Origin of the sequence: Mesorhizobium sp. M0195 (genome assembly GCF_040322115.1) — a bacterium.
Classification (GTDB): domain Bacteria; phylum Pseudomonadota; class Alphaproteobacteria; order Rhizobiales; family Rhizobiaceae; genus Mesorhizobium.
In genome coordinates, this window is record NZ_JAMYSV010000001.1 from 723539 (window position 1) to 740121 (window position 16583).

The 16583-nt window shown below is 63.8% G+C and carries 15 protein-coding genes and 1 tRNA gene; 11 read left to right on the forward strand and 5 right to left on the reverse strand.

The annotated features are described in order from the left end of the window. Positions 1–248: 248 nt before the first annotated feature. Positions 249–1196 carry an LLM class flavin-dependent oxidoreductase gene (locus tag NKJ12_RS03645; protein ID WP_352701277.1) on the forward strand — a complete coding sequence of 316 codons (948 nt, stop codon included), beginning with the start codon at positions 249–251 and terminating at the stop codon, positions 1194–1196. 34 nt (positions 1197–1230) lie between these two features. Here NKJ12_RS03645 and NKJ12_RS03650 read toward each other — a convergent pair whose 3' ends face one another. From NKJ12_RS03650 to NKJ12_RS03660, 3 genes are read right to left on the reverse strand one after another with little or no spacing between them, the layout of a single operon-like run. Continuing rightward, positions 1231–2181: a dihydrodipicolinate synthase family protein gene (locus tag NKJ12_RS03650; protein ID WP_352701278.1), complete on the reverse strand. Its 951-nt coding sequence runs from the start codon at positions 2179–2181 to the stop codon at positions 1231–1233. After that, entirely contained in the window at positions 2171–3166 is a 996-nt protein-coding gene (locus tag NKJ12_RS03655) for a Gfo/Idh/MocA family protein (RefSeq protein WP_352701280.1), read from the reverse strand. Before NKJ12_RS03655 ends, NKJ12_RS03650 begins: the two co-directional genes overlap by 11 nt. Beyond that, a complete protein-coding gene (locus NKJ12_RS03660; RefSeq protein WP_352701281.1) occupies positions 3163–4134 on the reverse strand; it encodes a Gfo/Idh/MocA family protein in 972 nt (323 codons plus the stop codon). Before NKJ12_RS03660 ends, NKJ12_RS03655 begins: the two co-directional genes overlap by 4 nt. Positions 4135–4234: 100 nt before the next feature. On the opposite strand from NKJ12_RS03660, the gene NKJ12_RS03665 reads away from it, so the two are divergent. The 7 genes from NKJ12_RS03665 to NKJ12_RS03695 all read left to right on the forward strand — a co-directional run bounded on the left by NKJ12_RS03665 (position 4235) and on the right by NKJ12_RS03695 (position 11387). Further along, positions 4235–4948, forward strand: a complete 714-nt coding sequence (locus NKJ12_RS03665) for a FadR/GntR family transcriptional regulator (protein ID WP_352701282.1) — start codon at positions 4235–4237, stop codon at positions 4946–4948. Between the two features lie 20 nt (positions 4949–4968). After that, on the forward strand, positions 4969–6549 hold the full coding sequence (locus NKJ12_RS03670; protein ID WP_352701283.1) for an ABC transporter substrate-binding protein: 1581 nt from the start codon (positions 4969–4971) through the stop codon (positions 6547–6549). Positions 6550–6614: 65 nt separating this feature from the next. Next, the gene (locus NKJ12_RS03675) at positions 6615–7574 is read left to right on the forward strand and encodes an ABC transporter permease (RefSeq protein WP_352701284.1); all 960 of its coding nucleotides are present in this window, start codon (positions 6615–6617) and stop codon (positions 7572–7574) included. Next, a complete protein-coding gene (locus tag NKJ12_RS03680) occupies positions 7574–8476 on the forward strand; it encodes an ABC transporter permease (RefSeq protein WP_352701285.1) in 903 nt (300 codons plus the stop codon). Before NKJ12_RS03675 ends, NKJ12_RS03680 begins: the two co-directional genes overlap by 1 nt. A gap of 18 nt (positions 8477–8494) precedes the next feature. Continuing rightward, on the forward strand, positions 8495–9412 hold the full coding sequence (locus NKJ12_RS03685) for a dihydrodipicolinate synthase family protein (RefSeq protein ID WP_352701286.1): 918 nt from the start codon (positions 8495–8497) through the stop codon (positions 9410–9412). Continuing rightward, a complete protein-coding gene (locus tag NKJ12_RS03690; protein ID WP_352701423.1) occupies positions 9409–10419 on the forward strand; it encodes an ABC transporter ATP-binding protein in 1011 nt (336 codons plus the stop codon). The genes NKJ12_RS03685 and NKJ12_RS03690 overlap by 4 nt, the downstream gene beginning before the upstream one ends. Beyond that, a complete protein-coding gene (locus NKJ12_RS03695) occupies positions 10419–11387 on the forward strand; it encodes an ABC transporter ATP-binding protein (protein ID WP_352509086.1) in 969 nt (322 codons plus the stop codon). The genes NKJ12_RS03690 and NKJ12_RS03695 overlap by 1 nt, the downstream gene beginning before the upstream one ends. Positions 11388–11640: 253 nt before the next feature. Here the strand turns inward: NKJ12_RS03695 and NKJ12_RS03700 are convergent, their stop codons facing one another. Continuing rightward, on the reverse strand, positions 11641–11961 hold the full coding sequence (locus NKJ12_RS03700) for a DUF167 family protein (RefSeq protein ID WP_352509085.1): 321 nt from the start codon (positions 11959–11961) through the stop codon (positions 11641–11643). A gap of 13 nt (positions 11962–11974) precedes the next feature. Further along, positions 11975–12265: a YggT family protein gene (locus tag NKJ12_RS03705; RefSeq protein WP_352701287.1), complete on the reverse strand. Its 291-nt coding sequence runs from the start codon at positions 12263–12265 to the stop codon at positions 11975–11977. A 164-nt stretch (positions 12266–12429) separates the two neighbouring features. Here NKJ12_RS03705 and NKJ12_RS03710 point away from each other — a divergent pair. The 3 genes from NKJ12_RS03710 to NKJ12_RS03720 all read left to right on the forward strand — a co-directional run bounded on the left by NKJ12_RS03710 (position 12430) and on the right by NKJ12_RS03720 (position 16532). Then, positions 12430–12505 (forward strand) — tRNA-Ala (locus tag NKJ12_RS03710). Between the two features lie 235 nt (positions 12506–12740). Beyond that, complete coding sequence (locus tag NKJ12_RS03715) at positions 12741–13199, forward strand: hypothetical protein (protein ID WP_352649423.1); 459 nt, start codon at positions 12741–12743, stop codon at positions 13197–13199. Positions 13200–13319: 120 nt separating this feature from the next. Then, positions 13320–16532: an AfsR/SARP family transcriptional regulator gene (locus tag NKJ12_RS03720; protein ID WP_352701288.1), complete on the forward strand. Its 3213-nt coding sequence runs from the start codon at positions 13320–13322 to the stop codon at positions 16530–16532. Positions 16533–16583 lie beyond the last annotated feature (51 nt).

The window sequence follows — 16583 nt, forward strand, 5'->3', positions numbered from 1 at the left end:
TCAAAGGCTGGGTTCCGACCAGGTATGGCGGCCGGCCTACGCCGGCGCTTTCGCCTATCTCGTCTTTGCCCTTGCGTTTGTATTCACCGGGGCAGTGGTCCTCGGGCTGATTCCCTGATTATTGAGGCCTTGATCGTCGAGGCTTCCTCGGGATAGCGGCCTGCCGTTTGCAGAAATTCCGGAGTTGATGAACCGAATGCCGGTGCGCTTCTGCGCGCCCTGATTCCAACGTGATGGAGGAGATGGCAATGCCGATCGAGTTCACGCATGTTCCCGGTAACATCCACGCTGCCGACGCCAGCTTTTTCTATGACTTTGTCGAGACCGCGACGAAGCTGTCACTGATCGAAGATGCCGGATTCCGGAAGATCGTCATCGACGACGAGGCCGGGCTGCTCACCAATATGGACCTTGCCGCCCAGACGCTGGACCGCACCTCGTCGCTGGAAGTCGTTCTGACCCATTGGGCAGGCGTGATCGAACCAATCGTGGCGGCACGGCAGCTCGCTGCCCTCGACGCGAGAAGCGGTGGCCGGCTGTCGCTCAGGATGCTCAGCGAGCCACTCGGCGACGACGATGCCGAGGCACGTCCAGCCGGCCATACGGTGGTCTGGCAACGCATCGACGAATATCTGGTGCTGCTGAAGCGGTTGTGGTCGAACGACAGACCGTTCGACCATGAAGGCGCTTTCTACAGCATCAAAGGCGGCTATGTGCCGCGCAAAGGGCCGCATGGCGCCGACGTAAACATCCGCATGGGCGCACGGTCCGGCACGGCGCTCAGGGTCGCGGGCAGGCATGCGGACGTGTTCGAGCTGGCGCCGGGCCCGCTTGCAGAAATCCGTCAGTCTATGGAGCGTGTACGCAGCGCCGCCGCCGAACACGGCCGGGCGGGCAAGCTGCGTTTCGCGCTTCCCGTCCAAATCCGTTCGGAAGACAAACCGGCCACTTCCTGCCAGAAGGCGGTCGAACTGGCCGGGCCGCCGGCGCAGGTCGCGCTGTCGCTGCTTTCCTACGCCGCTTTGGGAATCAAGGAGTTCATGATCGTCGGCGTCGACAGGCCACGCGAGATTGCGACGGCCGGCCGCGAAGCGATCGCACTGCTGCGCAACTCGCTGGCACGGCGCGAGGCCGATATCCCTCAGCCGGGGGCGTTTGCGTCACGCGCGACACAGGGCGCGAGAGCCGGCTGCTGAAGAGTCGCCGTCGTCACGCACCTCGCTGAGGGCGCTACCGCCATTCCGGGAAAGTCGCGTGAGCGGCCTTGGCCAAGGTCGGGATTTCCTCATCGGGAACGGAGCTGTAGGGCCAGAGCAATCGCGGCCCGAGCGGCGCCCAGCCGCCGGCCGCCGCCATCGCCTTGTCGAGTGCTGCATCGCCGACATCGTAACGGGTGCGAAACGGTAGAACATGTGCGGCGAGGAAGGCCCGTATGCGGGCCTCGACCTCGGCAGCTGCGACCCTGTCGGTGCGGATCATCTGCCACCACTGCACCGCGCCCTTCGGGTTGAGGCAGGCAACGTTGGAATAGCTGCCGTGAGCCCCTCCGGCATACCCTGTCGCCAGCGTGTGGCCGGGAACGAAGACCGAGAATCCGTCCAGTTTGCGGCGCATATCGGCATACCAGCCGGCGTCGCCGCCCGGCAGCTTGGCACCGACCAGCGATGGCACGGCCGCACGCAGCCTGGCGATGCCGTCGAGCGTCAGGCGGCGCTTAGCGTGCGGCGGGTTGTAGAGCACCAGCGGCGTTTCGGGCGCGGCCTCGCAGAGGCCGCCGACAAAACGCATGATCTCGTCGTCACTGGGCGGCCACCAGTCGGGCAAGGTGAATTGAGCCGCCGTCGGGCGAAGTGCGGAGACCCGCGTCAGCCGCTCCAGCGCGACGCGCGGATTGGACTGGCTGATGCCGATCTGGAAAGGAAGGCGCGCGCGGCCGGCTGTTTCGGCAACCAGCTCACAAAGCCGGTCGAATTCGGGCTCGGTCTGGCAATGGAATTCGCAGGCTGTGCCATTGGAATAGACGCCGTCGACACCCGATGCGCAGAGCCGGGCGATCGTCTTCTTCGTCGCCTGCCAGTCGATCGCTCCGCGATCATCAATGGCCAGCATCACTGCGCCCCAGACGCCGCGCGGCGCGTGTGCGGGCAAGCGGGCCAGGTGGTCGTTAAGATCAGCGTGCACCGGCGATCTCGTGTTCGCGGCGGGTTTCGTTCGACGCGAAGGCAGCCTCGATAATGGCGATCATCTTGCGCCCATAGGCGCCGTCGACCGGCACCGGCGTGTCGTCGGCAATGGCATCGCGCATCGCGCTCCATTCGCGCACCAGCGCGTTATGCATCCAGTTCGGTTCAAAGGAACCGGGCAGCTCGGTCCAGACCGTATCGCGGCCAAGCATCGTGCCGCGGTCCATGTCGATGCGCAGCGTTCCCTGCTCGCAGATAAGGTCCATGGCGTAGGTAGTAGCGCCGGTGCGGTACCCGACGCTCTGCACCTGGCCGATGCCGCCGCCGGCGAAGCGCAGTCCGAGCAAGGCGGTGTCGTCTGCTTCCTGGTCATGGAACTTGGCGCCGAGCATGCCGCTTACCGACACGACATCGTCATCCATCAGCCAGACGAGGCGGTCGAGCGCGTGGATGCCGGCAGTCAACAGCATGCCGCCGCCGCTCGCCTTGCGCAGATGCCAGTCGCGGCGATTGTGCTCCATCCAGAGCTTGATGATCCAGCTCGATCCGATGAGCGGCCGGCCGAGCACTCCTTCCTCCAGCACCTGCTTGGCCGCCATGCAGGGCAGGGCGAAATGCATGAGGTGGGCGACCATCAGCTTGACGCCGGTCTCGGCCACGGCGGCATTGATCGCATCGCAGGCGGCCGCCGTCGGCGCCATCGGCTTTTCGAGCAGGATGTGCTTGCCGGCCTCTGCCGCGCCGATGGCCATTTCGGCGTGGAGGTGATGCGGGCTGGCAATGAGGACCGCGTCGACCTCCTTGTCGTCCAGCAGCCGACGCCAGTCGGTGTAGCCGCTGCCGCCATATTCGGCGGTGAATTGCTGCAGTGCATCGGAATTTCCACGAGAGGCGGCGGCGAGGCGAATGCCTCCAACCTCGCGGATTGCCCGCGCATGGGCTGCGCCGAAATCGCCGGCGCCGATAATTCCTATTCCAATCATGGTCCTGCCTTTTCGTAAGCGGCGTCGATCAGCGACATCGCCGCAACGTAATCCTCGATGGACACCGACGGAGGCGCCTTTCTGGCCAGCCGGTCAAGCGTGTCGCGCATGCACAGACGGTAGCGCGTTGCCGGCAGTTCGACCGGCAGATCGACGATTGCCGCATCATCGAGCGTGGCGCAGATGGCGCGGTCGCCGCGGTCGATCAGGGTCGCATTGGCAGCGACGATGCGCCATTCGAAGTCGCCACCGGGGCGCATCGAGGCAAAAGTGTAGCCGGCCTCGACGATGAACAGCGCGCCGGCCTCGTCTTCCAGCACCAGCAGCGCATTATCCTCGACCGGGCCGGGATGGATGCGGTTCGCGATCGAAACGGTCTTCAGGCCAAGCCTGCCGGTTGCGAGGCTGAGTGCAGCATCCACGCCGTGTATGCCGAGATTCCGCAACGCACCTCCACCACCAACCGCCGGGTCGACGACCCAGGCGACACCGTCGGCGATGTAGCGCCCAGGCGGGCCATTGACCAGCCGGAACTGGCAATGCGCCACCACACCGGCACGGCCCTGGCGGTGCAGCCGCTCAAAGGCGGCAACGGCCGGCCCGAAACGATTGGGCAGGGGCACAGCGACAAAGGCCTGGTGCTGTCGGGCGAGGTCGCGCAGCGCCATCAGTTCCCTCGTATGGCTGGCCGCCGGCTTCTCCAGGATCAGCGGTATCCCTGCCCCGATGATCGCACGTACCCGCGCCGGCACCGTCGAAGGGTGCCCCATCAACAGGATCACGTCCGGCGGGCTGGAGAGTATCTCCGTGAAATCTTCAATAAACGGCAGGTCGTGGTGCGCGGCGAACGCATGCGCTTGGCCAGGATTCTCGTCCCAGATACCGGCGATCTCCGCACCGTAAAAGCGTGCGGCGTCGAGGTGCATTTCGGCGTGCCAGTGGCTCGAGCCGGCGAGGATTATCTTCATTCGGAGCAACATGTTCGCTATGGGCTTGCAGGATATCCTACAAGTAGCTATACGACAAGCAGCGGGCAGGGGTAGTCCAGCGGATGATGAAAGCAGTGGGATGGCGGAACTGAAGTCGATCGAACCGTTGAGCAGGCCGCCGCTCCTTCACGTCACCGTGCAGGAAAGCCTCAGGGCCTATATCGAAAGCAACCAGCTCAAGGCCGGCGATCCCTTGCCGCCGGAGACGTTCCTGGCGCAGCGGCTCGGCGTCGGCCGCAACTCTGTGCGGGAGGCCATCAAGGCGCTGGAATCGATCGGCATCCTGGAGACGCGACGCGGCATCGGCGTGTTCGTCAAGGAGTTCTCGTTCAAGCCGCTGCTGGACAACCTGGCCTACGGTTTGCAGGATTCGCTCCGCGACGTCGAAGAGCTGCGCGAAATCCGTCGCGTGCTGGAAACCGGCCTCATCGCCAAGACAATCGAGATGATCAGCGCCGATGACATCGAGGCGCTGCGCCAGTTGACCGAGCGCATGCGGCAACGTGCCGAGCGCCATGAGAGCTTCGCCGAAGAGGACCAGCAATTCCATCAGCTGCTGTTCCGCTGCCAGAACAATCGCATGCTGAGCGCGCTGATCGACATCTTCTGGATGGCGTTCAACAAGGCCTCGAATTTCGCCAATCTCGATAATCCGACGCCGCTGGCGACATGGCGCGACCATAACGAGATCGTCGAGGCCGTCGCCGCCAAGGATGTCGACCAGGCGCGTCGGCGGCTCGACGACCATTACCGGGGAATCCAGCAGGTTATCGCCAAGAACCGAACACCCTGAACATGCCAAGGGAGGAAACCATGCGCATCAGGACCACCGCATTCTCTATCGCAGGGCTGCTGCTCGCCAGCATTGCCCCAGTGACCAGCGTCCAGGCACAAAACGCCAAAACCATCGCCGGCGGCTTCGACGTCGGTCCCGGCGGCTTTCCCAAGAACTTCAACCCGCTGGTCGCGACCGGCGGCTACACCTGGCTCAGCACCTATTTTGAACCGCTGGTCATCTACAATGCCGGGCTGACCGAGATCGAAGGCGACCTCGCCAAGGACTACAAGATCAGCGACGACCAGCTGAGCTATACGTTCAACCTGGTCAACGAGACTTGGCACGACGGCAAGCCGTTCACCTCGAAGGACGTCAAGTTCACGCTCGAGCTTGCCAAGAACAAGGCCTCCGGCAGCCTGTTTGCAGCCCGTCTCGCCGATATCGCCTCGGTCGATGCGCCGGATGACCACACCGCAGTGGTGAAGCTATCGAAACCGAACGGATCGTTTCTATCGATCCTCTCGCAGCTGATGATCCTGCCGGAGCATGCCCTGGCCACCCTGTCGCCGGAATCGCTGGCGACCAGCACCTGGTGGTCGACCACTCCGGTCGGCACCGGCCCGTTCAAGTTCAAACGCTACGTGAGCGACCAATATGTCGAGCTGGCAGCCGACGACGACTATCGCAGCGGCAAGCCGAAGGTAGACGTGCTCATCAACCGCTATTTCGAGTCACCGGCGGCGGCCGTCGCCGCGCTCCGTGCCGGCGAAATCCAGTTCACCTATGTCGAGCCCGACGATGCGGCCTCCTTCAAAAGCGACAGCAATTTCAAAGTGATCGAAGGTGCCTCCTACGTGGTCAACTATATCGGCCTGAATCAGAAGGTCGACCTGTTCAGGGATATCCGTGTCCGCCAGGCGATCATGTACGCGATCGACCGCAACGCCATCATAAACAGCCTCTATGGCGGTGCCGCCAAGCCGGCCAATTGCGGCTATGTCGCGCCGCATCTCGTTCCCCAGGGTCTCGAACCATATGCCTACGATCCGGCCAAGGCCAAGGCGCTGCTGACCGAGGCGGGCTGGGACAAGATCAACGGCGACAAACCGATCACCCTGCTGACCTATTACGGCTCGCCGCAAGCGGCCAACGTGATGGCCGCCATTCAGTCGATGCTGGCCGAAGTCGGCATTAACGTGGTGCCGCGCGTCGTCGATACGCCGACCTATAACGGCATCGTCTACAAACAAGGCACGCCGGACTGGAATGGCTTTCCGATGGTCTATGCCGGCCTGCAGAACGGCCCCAATCCGGCCAGCCTCAACCCCGGCCTCAACAAGTCGCAGATCCCGCCGGCAGGCTTCAACACCATGCGCATCGAATTCGACGATCTGAGCACTGCGTTGGACACCGCCCTCGGCCAGACCGATCCGGCCAAGATCGATCAATCCTGGCAGGAGGTCTGCAAGGTGATGAACAAGGACCTGCCCTGGGCAACGCTGTGGGTGGCCAACCGCTATGGCGTGGCCTCCAACAAGCTGCGTGACTTCGTCTGGACGCCGGCGCCGGGCGGCGGCCCCTACGCAGCTCACCCGGAGCGCTGGGATATCCAGTAAGAACCCCGCAACGAAGCGAGCAGGCGGACCACTTTGGCGCCGCCTGCCACCGCCACGGATAGCCCATGTTGAGCTTCATTGCCCGCCGCAGCGCGACAGGATTGCTGATGCTGGTCGCGCTCAGCGTCCTCATCTTCATCCTGTTGCGGCTGGCGCCGGGCGATCCGATCGACGCCTATATCAACCCGTCGGTGCCGATGTCCGCCTCCGATCTCGAGGGGCTGCGCGAACGGCTTGGGCTCGACCGGCCGCTTCCCGTGCAATATCTGGCCTGGCTGCGCGCGGCGCTGGGCGGCGACTTCGGCTTTTCGATCCAGCGCAGCGGCGTCGCCGTGCTGCCGCTGGTCATGGAGCGCATCGGCCCGACCGCGCTGCTGATGGGCACGGGCCTGGCGATCGCCATCGTGCTCGGCATTTCCGCCGGCATTTTCAGTGCGGTGCGCCGTAACGAACCGTCCGACATCGCGCTGTCGGTGCTGTCGTTTATCGGTATCTCCAGCCCGGCTTTTCTGACGGCGCTGCTTGGCCTCTATTTTTTCTCGGTGCTGCTGCGCTGGGCGCCGTCCGGCGGCATGCAGACCGCGGGTGCGCCGTTCTCGATGACGGACGTGCTTGCGCACCTCATCCTGCCCGCTTGCCTGCTGTCCATCGGCCATGCCGCGCTGATCATGCGCTACATGCGCGCTTCGCTGCTGGAAGTGCTCAACCAGGATTACGTGCGGACGGCGCGTGCCAAGGGCGTGCGCGAGTTCTGGGTTATCATCAAGCATGCAACCCGCAACGCGCTCTTGCCGGTCATCACGCTGATCGGCTCGACCGTCGGCATCGCCATCGGCGGCGCCATCTTCCTGGAAAGCGTGTTCAATTGGCCGGGCATGGGACTGCTTCTGGTCAATGCCGTTGGCACTCGCGATTACCCGGTGATCATGGGCGCCACGCTGGTGATCGGCGTTTGCGTCATCCTGGTCAACCTGGTGACCGACGTCGTCTATGCCGTCGTCGACCCGCGCATTCAGGTGGCGTGATGGCAATCACTGCGCCGGACCCAACGGTCGACCCGACAGCCTTACCGCAGACCAAGGGGCCGCTCCGCCGCGCGTTCGACCGCTTTTTCGAAAACCGCGCGGCGCGTGCCGGGCTTTTGATCGTCATCCCGATCCTGCTGGCGGTTTCGACCTATCCTTTGTGGTGGCCGTTCGGCCCGAACGCCATCGACCTCAGGGCGATGAACAAGGCGCCGTCGGCCATTCATTGGCTGGGTAGCGACGGCGTCGGGCGTGACGTCATGGCCCGGTTGCTGCAAGGTGGGCGGATCTCATTGCTGGTGGCCGTCTGCTCGGTCGCCATATCGACCGTCATAGGCTTCCTGGTCGGCGCCGTCGCCAGCTTTGGCGGGCGCCTCGTCGACGGCACGGTGATGCGCTTGGTCGATCTGGCGATGACGCTGCCGCCGGTGATCTTCCTGCTGGTGCTGGCATCGATTGCCGGCACCGGCATCGCGCCGACCATACTGGTGATCTCGCTGCTCTCCTGGCCGGTGCTGTCGCGCATGGTGCGCGCCCGGCTGCTCGAACTGCGCGAGCGCGATTTCGTCGTTGCCGCCCGCGGCATGGGCGCGGGGCTGCCGCATCTGCTGTTCCGGCACGGCCTGCCCAATTGCATCGATATCCTGGTCGTCTATGCCACCTTGCAGATCGCCAACGCCATCCTGCTCGAGGCTGGCCTGTCCTTCCTCGGCCTCGGCATCGCGCCGCCCGAAGCCAGCTGGGGCAACATGCTCAATCTCGCCCGCTCCACCGTCGTGCTTGAAAATTATCCGTGGCAATGGATGTTCCCAGGCGCCGCGCTGGTGCTCACGGTGCTCGCCATCAACTTCATCGGCGACGGCCTGCGCGATGCATTCGATCCCCGCTCCGATCTCAACTGACCTCGAAGGTTCATCAAAATGCCCCTGTTTACCGGCGTCGTCCCACCTGTCGTCACCCCGCTCAATGCCGATTTCAGCGTCGATTTCCCGTCGTTCACGCGCACCATCGAGAATCTGCTCGACGGCGGCGTCCACGGGTTGTTCGTGCTGGGCTCGACCAGCGAGGTGGTCTTCCACGACGAGGCAGGCCGCAGGGCCATCCTCGAGCACGCGGTCAAGGTCAATAACGGCCGGGTTCCGATCTTCGCCGGTGTTATCGACCCGACGACCGACCGCGTCATCAACCACGCCCGCATCGCCAGATCGGCCGGTGCCGACGCCATCGTCGTCACCGCGCCGTTTTATACCCGCACCAGCCAGCCCGAGATCGGCGATCACTTCCGCTACATCAAAGATGCGCTCGACATTCCGGTCATCGCCTACGACATCCCGGTCTGCGTGCACGTCAAGCTGGAGCGCAAGACCACGGTCGGTCTCGCCAGGGAAGGAGCCATTGCGGGTATCAAGGATTCCAGCGGCGATGACGGCAATCTGCGTTACGTGCTCAAGGACATGGCCGACGATCCCAGTTTTTTCGGCATGACCGGTTCCGAGATCCTGGTCGACAGCGTGCTGGCGATGGGTGCGCATGGCGTCGTGCCGGGCCTCGCCAATGTCGACCCGCATGGTTATGTCAGGCTGTGGAAGCTGACGCAGGCGGGCCAGCTTGCCGAAGCCCGCCTGGAGCAGGAGCGGTTGTTGAAACTGTTCGAGATCGTCTGGATCTCGCTCGGCAGGACCAGCGCCGGCTCGGCCGGCGTCGGCGCCTTCAAGGCGGCGATGAAGAGCCTCGGCATCATCGCCTCGAACACCATGGCGCGGCCGCAGCGCAGCCTGAACGACGAGGAAACCGCAAAGATCGACATGATCCTTCGCGATGTGGGGCTGCTCCGCTGAGCGCCACGCCGATCCTGTCGATTTCCGGCCTGCGCGCGGTGTTCCGCATTGCGGGGCGCGACATCGCGGCGGTAAGGGATGTCGACCTGACGATCGGCTCCGGCGAGACCGTGGCGCTCGTTGGCGAATCCGGATCGGGCAAGTCCGTCACCAGCCTGTCGATCATCGGATTGCTGCCGACAAGGGTCGGACATATCGCCGAGGGGTCGATCGCGCTGCGGCGCAAGAACGGCACGCTCACCGAACTGACCAGCCTCGATGCCGAGTCGCTGCGCAAGATACGCGGCAACGAGATAGGCATGGTGTTCCAGGAGCCGATGACCAGCCTCAACCCGGTCTACACGATCGGCGAGCAGATCGCCGAACCGATCCGCATCCATCTCGGCAAATCGCACCGCGAGGCAGAAGCAGACGTGGTGCGGCTGCTGGAACAGGTCGGCATTCCCGATCCGAAGCGGCGGGCGCGGCAGTATCCGCACGAGCTGTCGGGCGGGATGCGCCAGCGCGCCACCATCGCCATGGCCCTGTCCTGCGATCCGGGCTTGCTGATCGCCGACGAGCCGACAACGGCATTGGACGTCACGATCCAGGCCCAGATCCTCGATCTTTTGGCCGAGCTGCAGGCGCAGCGCGGCATGGGTATCCTGTTCGTCACCCACAATCTCGGCGTCGTCGCCGAAATCGCCGACCGGGTAGCGGTGATGTATGCCGGGCGTATCGTCGAAACAGGTCCGGTGAGCGAAGTGTTCACCCGTCCGCGTCATCCCTATACCGCCGGGTTGATGCGTTCGGTGCCGCGGCTCGGCCAGGCCACGGCACTGAAGCTGGCGGGCACGCCGCTGCCGACCATTGCCGGGAATGTTCCGTCGCTCACGTTGCTGCCCAAAGGCTGTTCCTTCGCGCCGCGCTGCCCGATGGCTATCGCTGCCTGCCGTGCCGCGGTCCCGCCCTTGTTTGCGGCGACGCCGACCCGGCAAAGCCGCTGCCTGCGTTGGGAGGAGCTCTGATGGCCGACGTTCCCTTCCTTTCGGTCAAAAACCTGACCAAGCATTTTGCGCCGACAGCGTTCTCGCGTGGCCCGCTGGTCAGGGCGCTGGAGGACATTTCCTTCGATGTCAGGCGTGGCGAGGTGGTTGGCCTGGTCGGCGAGTCCGGCTCCGGCAAGACCACGATCGGCCGCTCGGTGCTGCGTCTGATCGAGCCGACATCCGGCCAAATCACCTATGACGGCACCGATATCACCAGGCTGGGTGCCGCCCAGCTGCGCCGCCAGCGTCGCAAGATGCAGTATATTTTCCAGGATCCCTTCGCCAGCCTGTCGCCGCGCATGACGATAGGGCAGATCCTCACCGAAGGCCTTGACATTCAAGCCATTGGCAAGAGGTCCGAGCGGCGGGCGAAGGCCGCGAAGGCACTTGCCGCGGTTGAGTTGCCGTTCGACGCCTATGACCGCTACGCCCATGAATTCTCGGGCGGCCAGCGCCAGCGCATCGGCATCGCCCGGGCGCTGACGCTCGAGCCGGAATTCATCGTCGCCGACGAGCCGGTCTCGGCACTCGACGTCTCGATCCAGGCGCAAATCATCAATTTGTTGCGCGACCTGCAGCTCCGGCTCGGCCTGACCATGCTGTTCATTTCGCACGATCTGGCCGTCGTCGAGTACATCTGCGACACGGTCATCGTGCTCTATCTCGGGCGCATCATGGAGGTTGCGCCGGCGGCCGAGCTTTATGCCCGACCGCAGCATCCCTACACGCGTGCGCTGCTGTCAGCCATTCCATCGCTCGATCCGCTGGCGAGGCAAGGCCGGCAGGTGCTCAAAGGCGATATTCCCAGTCCGGCGAACCCGCCGTCGGGCTGTGTTTTCCGAACCCGTTGCCCGTTCGCGTTGGAGGCTTGCGCCGCGGCCGTGCCGCCACTGAGGGCGACAGCCGACGGCCATCTGAAGGCCTGCATTCGCGACGACATCGCTTAGGAATAATTGCCCAGACAACGGTCAAACAGGTCCCCAATCCCAGGCGTTCATCGACATCCACCGCCCGGTTTCACGAAGCTGTTATTGTCGTTCCCGTCATTGAAACGTCAGCGATGCCGACCCATATGCACGCTGCGCCGGATGTTTCCTCCCATTCGTCCGGCGCGTTCCCCTCTGAAGGTTTTCGACCTTCACATCTGGCCGGGCTTTGCAGCCCGGCCTTTTTTCTACGGGGTTGGTGAGCGAGCCGAGATCATGGCGCAGGCGTGCCCAGCGTATCGATGCGTTTCGCCAGCGCCGCGGGATCGCCAAGCACACGGACCGTCTTCAGCCGAGCGGTGCCGCCGGCGACGATCGAGACGGCCGAAGCGGCCACGCCAAGCGCCTTGGCGACCAGCCTTTCCAGCGCTCGATTGGCGGCCCCGTTTTCCGGCACGGCGCGAACGCGAGCCTTCAGATGGCTTCGCCCATCCGCGGTCGTTTCGGCCCCCTCGAGCCTGTCCATCGCTGATTTCGGCGTCAGCCGGACGAACAGGTCGATACCGTCGGCGCGCGTCCGGAACGGCGCGCGCATGGGACGCCTGCACTCAGACGACCAGCGAAAGCACGGTGGTGAGCAGGAACTGCCGGATGAAGAACAGGATCAGCAGCAGGATGATCGGCGAGATGTCGATGCCGCCGAGATCGGGCATGAAGCGGCGGATCGGCCGCAGCGCCGGTTCGGTCAGCCGATAGAGCATGTTGCTGATGGTATCGACGAACTGGTTGCGGGAGTTGACGACGTTGAAGGTGTAGAGCCAGGAAAATATCGCCGAGGCGATGATGATCCACCAGTAAAGGTCAAGCGCCATGACAATGGTCTGAATGAGGGCGATCATGCCGGTCTCCGATTGTTGCCGACATGTAGCCACTGTAGCTGAAAGCGGCAAGAGCCGCGTTCCGACGCGTGGGCGAGGCGCACGAACGGCCGAACGGCATTTCGGCAGCAAGGGCAGCCTTGACAGGAAACCGCAGCGGCCGATAAAAGCCCAATCCGCTGGACGGGGCTGTAGCTCAGCTGGGAGAGCGCGTCGTTCGCAATGACGAGGTCAGGAGTTCGATCCTCCTCAGCTCCACCAGCGGATTTTTCGAACCCCCCCGTGAATGCTGAGGAAACCTTTCTCGGATTCCATGGGTTTTCAGATCAAGCAACCGAATGCATCGCGGGCCTCTGCCGGCTTGGCACTGTCGTCGCCGGGTGGATTCACATCGGCGACGTAAAGGCCCTCTACACCAATAGCGTATGCGGCCTATTGCCACTGCGCCTCCTCCTTGCCAGACTTGGCCCGTCTTCAAAACCGAGGGGAATTCACCATGACCGGCACGACAAGACGTGATTTTGTAGGTCTTACAGGAGTGGCAGCGACTGCCCTGGCCGGTGCTGTTGCAACACGAGCTACCGCTGCCGAAAGTGACGTATCGCCATCGTTCGATGAGGTTCTTCAAGAGTACAATCTAAACAACACAGAAAGGACTAGATCAAAGCTGGCGATCTATGTCGTCCTTTCTCATCTGCACGCCAGCCTCGAGAAGGAATTTAGTGACCTTGGGCTAGAGCTGCCTCTAGGAAAAAAGGCCTTGCCATCGAATCTGCCGGCCAATTTCGAAGACGCGCAGGTTGCACCCCTTCCGTGGCTCTTCAAGCCCTCGGAAGTTACCGACCACGAACGAAACGGCTATGCGACGATTGCAATGCGAATGAACGCAGTGATGGCAAGACACACCGCTGACGTGAGTGTCGGGGTTTCGCATATCATGTCGCACAAGGGATAACCGCGACCTTGCCGGCGAGCACGGCACGTCAGGCGAGCACAACGCCGGCCGGCGATTTGTTGTTGCGGGCGAACCGATTACCTGTTTTCGCGAGGCGACTGCGCTGCGAGAGTCCTCACAATGGATAAATCCTTCCGGGACGCGCCGCGCGAGATAGCAAAGCTCTCGGCACCCCGGCCAGTGGGAATTGTCAGCCGTCCGCGCGTAGTGGCGCTGCTTTCGCAGGCCCTCGACAGCGGTGCATGCTGGCTGGCTGCGCCTGGTGGATACGGCAAGACCACCGCGGTGATCGACTTTCTGGAACACGGCGGGCTGGAACAAGGCGGGCTGAAGCAGGGCGAATCGGCGTACAACTGGTATCGGGTCGACACCGAGGACCAGGACGTTGCGCGGCTTTTCCATTATCTGACGCTGTCGCTCGACGGCAGGCATGCCGGCATGCCGGTCTTTGGTCCGGAATATGCCGACAATTCCGACGATTTCGCGCGGCTGTTCTTCCGCACCTATTTCTCGCGGCTTGATCCGGGCACGATCCTGGTCCTCGACGATCTGCATCGTGCCGATGCACCAGGCTTTCGCCGGTCGCTGGCGATCCTGTTACGCGAACGCCCCAATACCGTCCGCTGCATCTGCACATCGCGGATGCTGCCCGAGGGCGATGTCGCCGACCTCGTGCTGTCCGGACAGTTGCCGGTCCTCAACCAAACGCTGCTGGAGTTTTCGCCTGCGGAGGCTCGCAACCTCGTCACCGCCCGCTCGCAATCGCCGTCCGAGGTCGGCGACATTTCGGAGGCGCGCGGCTGGGCGGTGGGCCTTCTCCTGCTGGCCAACGCCGGAATGTACTACCCGCTTTCGCAGACCGGCCTTGCCGGAGGCGCCGGCCTTCGGGAGATTGTCGGACGTTATTTCCTGCGCGACATCGCGCCGGAGGACCAGGATCTGCTGATCAGGCTCAACCTTCTGCCGGAGATCAGCACGGACCTTGCCGATGCGTTCCTGGGTTCGCCGCAGGCTGCCCGCCTGCTGGTGCGGCTGCAGCATCGCCAGCTGCTGATCACGCGCGACGGTCCGGGCGGCGCCGCCTTCCAGCTGCATGACTTGTTGCGCGAATACCTTGCCGGCCTACTGGACCGGCGCGTGACGGAAGCGGACCGTTCCAGGCTGCGCGAGCAGGCAGCAAAGGTCCTGCACGAGGCCGGCAAAACCGACGCGGCAATCGTGCTGGCGTTGCAGGCGGGCGCCTGGCCGCTGGCACGCCAGCTCATTCTGGAGTGCGCTAACGGCGTTCTCTCGCAAGGGCGCAGGGCCAGCTTCGTCGAATGGTGCAACGGGCTGCCCCCCGACGAGATGGACGGGTGGGTCCATTATTGGCTGGGCGTCGCCTTCGCGTCGGACGATGCGAAGGCCGAGCCGCACTTCTCCAAGGCATGGCAAGCATTCGAGAACACCGACATGCGCGGCCAATGCCTGACGGTCGCGCGGGCGGTCGTAGTCAAGACCGCCAGCTGGCGTACGCATGAGGGGCTGGCGGATTGGACGCGCCGAGCCTCACAGGTTCTTGCCAAGGGGTTGCCGGAATTGGATCCGGAGGAACTCATGATGGTCAGGCTCGGCATCCTGCGGGCCGTCGATTTCGCCGAACCTGGCGAATTCGACGCCCATGACGCGAAGCGCCTCGTGAATGATATCCAGCAGCGCCTGACACATCTGCCGATCGAGGATTCGGCCGAGTTGCGCCTGCTGGCAAGCGAAGCGCTCATCGACTACGCGACCTCGTCGGGGCAGCGCGACATTTTTGCCAATGCCGTGGACAGCGTTGCCGCCGATCTCGAACATCCGGATATCCCACCGCTGGTGCTCGGCATGTGGCTGGTGTCCTTTGGCTCGGCCAGCGGCCGTTACTTCCCCTATTCGCGGCGCGGTTTTGTCTATGCCTCGGCCGAGGATGCGTTGCGACGCGCAACGGCGATAGGCGAGCAGCACGCCTTACGGGGCGTCGAGTTCAGCGCCCTCTACCAGCTCCAATTGCTGATGAAGCTTCACAACAGGTTCTCGGAGTTCAATGCGCTGGTCTCCCGACTGGGCGAGATCGCGGACAGCAGGTTCACCACCCAGGTCGCGGTCGTCGCAGACTGCCATGCGGCGATGCACACGCGCAACGGCGACTTCGCCAAGGCCTATCTCGACTGCGATGTCTTCATGGATGCGATCGAGCGGGCGAACGAGCCGATGATCGAGCGCTGGCCGCATTACGTCACCAAATACCAGGTCCTGCTGGCCGACCGGCGTCCGGCGGAGGCGATTGCGCTACTTCAGGGGATCGCCGAAAGGCTGAGCGGCGGCCCTCGCCAGCGTGTCGAACTCAGCATTCTAGCCGCGCGGGCCCTGGAGCAGAAGTGGAACGGCGGCGCGTCCTATGGCACTCGTCTGGCTGAATTCATGGCGGCATTGCGCGAGGTCAATCCCTCGGCGATCTTGCTCAACCTGCCGGACTTGCTAGCCGAGCTGATCGCCGATGCGCTGGAGCGAAAGATCGATGTCGATCTCTGCCGCCGCGTCGTTCGGGCGCGATATCTGGTCCCGCCCGCTGGTCGCCCCGCCCAGTGGCCTTGGCCGCTCAGGATACACTTGATGGGAGGCTTCCGCCTCGAGATCGATGGCGCCGAGGTCGCGCCCGGTGCCAAACCTACCCGCGCTCTCGACATATTGCGCATTATCTGCCTGTCGAGGGATCAGGTCTGTTCGGTGGAAACCCTGCAGGATTGGCTCTGGCCCGACCTCGACGGCGACCAGGCCAAAGCGGCCTTGGAGCAGGCGCTGCATCGTCTGCGCAAATTGCTCGGGCAAGGCGAACTCGTAACGCTGAGAGAAGGCCGTTTGCGGCTCGCTGCCGACAAGGTCTGGATCGATCTGCAGGATTGGGAAGACCGGCTGAAACCCGTTCTGTCGGGCCAAAGAGACAGCGCAATCGAGGAGCAGGAGATGCTGCTGGAAGGCTTTGTCGGCCCGCTTTTCTCGAATGGCCCGACGCCCGCCTGGTCGAACGCCGCGGCCGACCGGGTGCGGGACGGGTTGGTGGAGCTTGCCGTGCGGATCGCCAAACACTGGCAGAGCCGAGGCAACGCAGATCGGGCACGCCAAGCGTGCCGGCGTGCGCTCGATTTCTACCCGGAATCGGCCAAACTCCATGGCACGCTCATCCAGGAGAGCCTCTCCAGAAACGACCACGCCGGCGCCATCGAGGATTACCGGCGCTATGAACGCGCGCTCGCTTCGACCGGCGATGACGAGCCCTCGCCTTTGCTGCGTTCGCTCGTGCGCCCGTTTCTCTAGACCGGTTCATCGTTTCACGGAAACGCCGAACCGCTCTATCTCTTTATTTTT

Coding starts and splice junctions, on each gene's coding strand:
- NKJ12_RS03645 (WP_352701277.1), top strand. CDS start 249: ATGCCGATCGAGTTCACGCATGTTCCCGGTAACATCCACGCTGCCGAC.
- NKJ12_RS03655 (WP_352701280.1), bottom strand. CDS start 3,166: ATGATTGGAATAGGAATTATCGGCGCCGGCGATTTCGGCGCAGCCCAT.
- NKJ12_RS03660 (WP_352701281.1), bottom strand. CDS start 4,134: ATGAAGATAATCCTCGCCGGCTCGAGCCACTGGCACGCCGAAATGCAC.
- NKJ12_RS03665 (WP_352701282.1), top strand. CDS start 4,235: ATGGCGGAACTGAAGTCGATCGAACCGTTGAGCAGGCCGCCGCTCCTT.
- NKJ12_RS03670 (WP_352701283.1), top strand. CDS start 4,969: ATGCGCATCAGGACCACCGCATTCTCTATCGCAGGGCTGCTGCTCGCC.
- NKJ12_RS03675 (WP_352701284.1), top strand. CDS start 6,615: ATGTTGAGCTTCATTGCCCGCCGCAGCGCGACAGGATTGCTGATGCTG.
- NKJ12_RS03680 (WP_352701285.1), top strand. CDS start 7,574: ATGGCAATCACTGCGCCGGACCCAACGGTCGACCCGACAGCCTTACCG.
- NKJ12_RS03685 (WP_352701286.1), top strand. CDS start 8,495: ATGCCCCTGTTTACCGGCGTCGTCCCACCTGTCGTCACCCCGCTCAAT.
- NKJ12_RS03695 (WP_352509086.1), top strand. CDS start 10,419: ATGGCCGACGTTCCCTTCCTTTCGGTCAAAAACCTGACCAAGCATTTT.
- NKJ12_RS03700 (WP_352509085.1), bottom strand. CDS start 11,961: ATGCGCGCGCCGTTCCGGACGCGCGCCGACGGTATCGACCTGTTCGTC.
- NKJ12_RS03705 (WP_352701287.1), bottom strand. CDS start 12,265: ATGATCGCCCTCATTCAGACCATTGTCATGGCGCTTGACCTTTACTGG.
- NKJ12_RS03715 (WP_352649423.1), top strand. CDS start 12,741: ATGACCGGCACGACAAGACGTGATTTTGTAGGTCTTACAGGAGTGGCA.
- NKJ12_RS03720 (WP_352701288.1), top strand. CDS start 13,320: ATGGATAAATCCTTCCGGGACGCGCCGCGCGAGATAGCAAAGCTCTCG.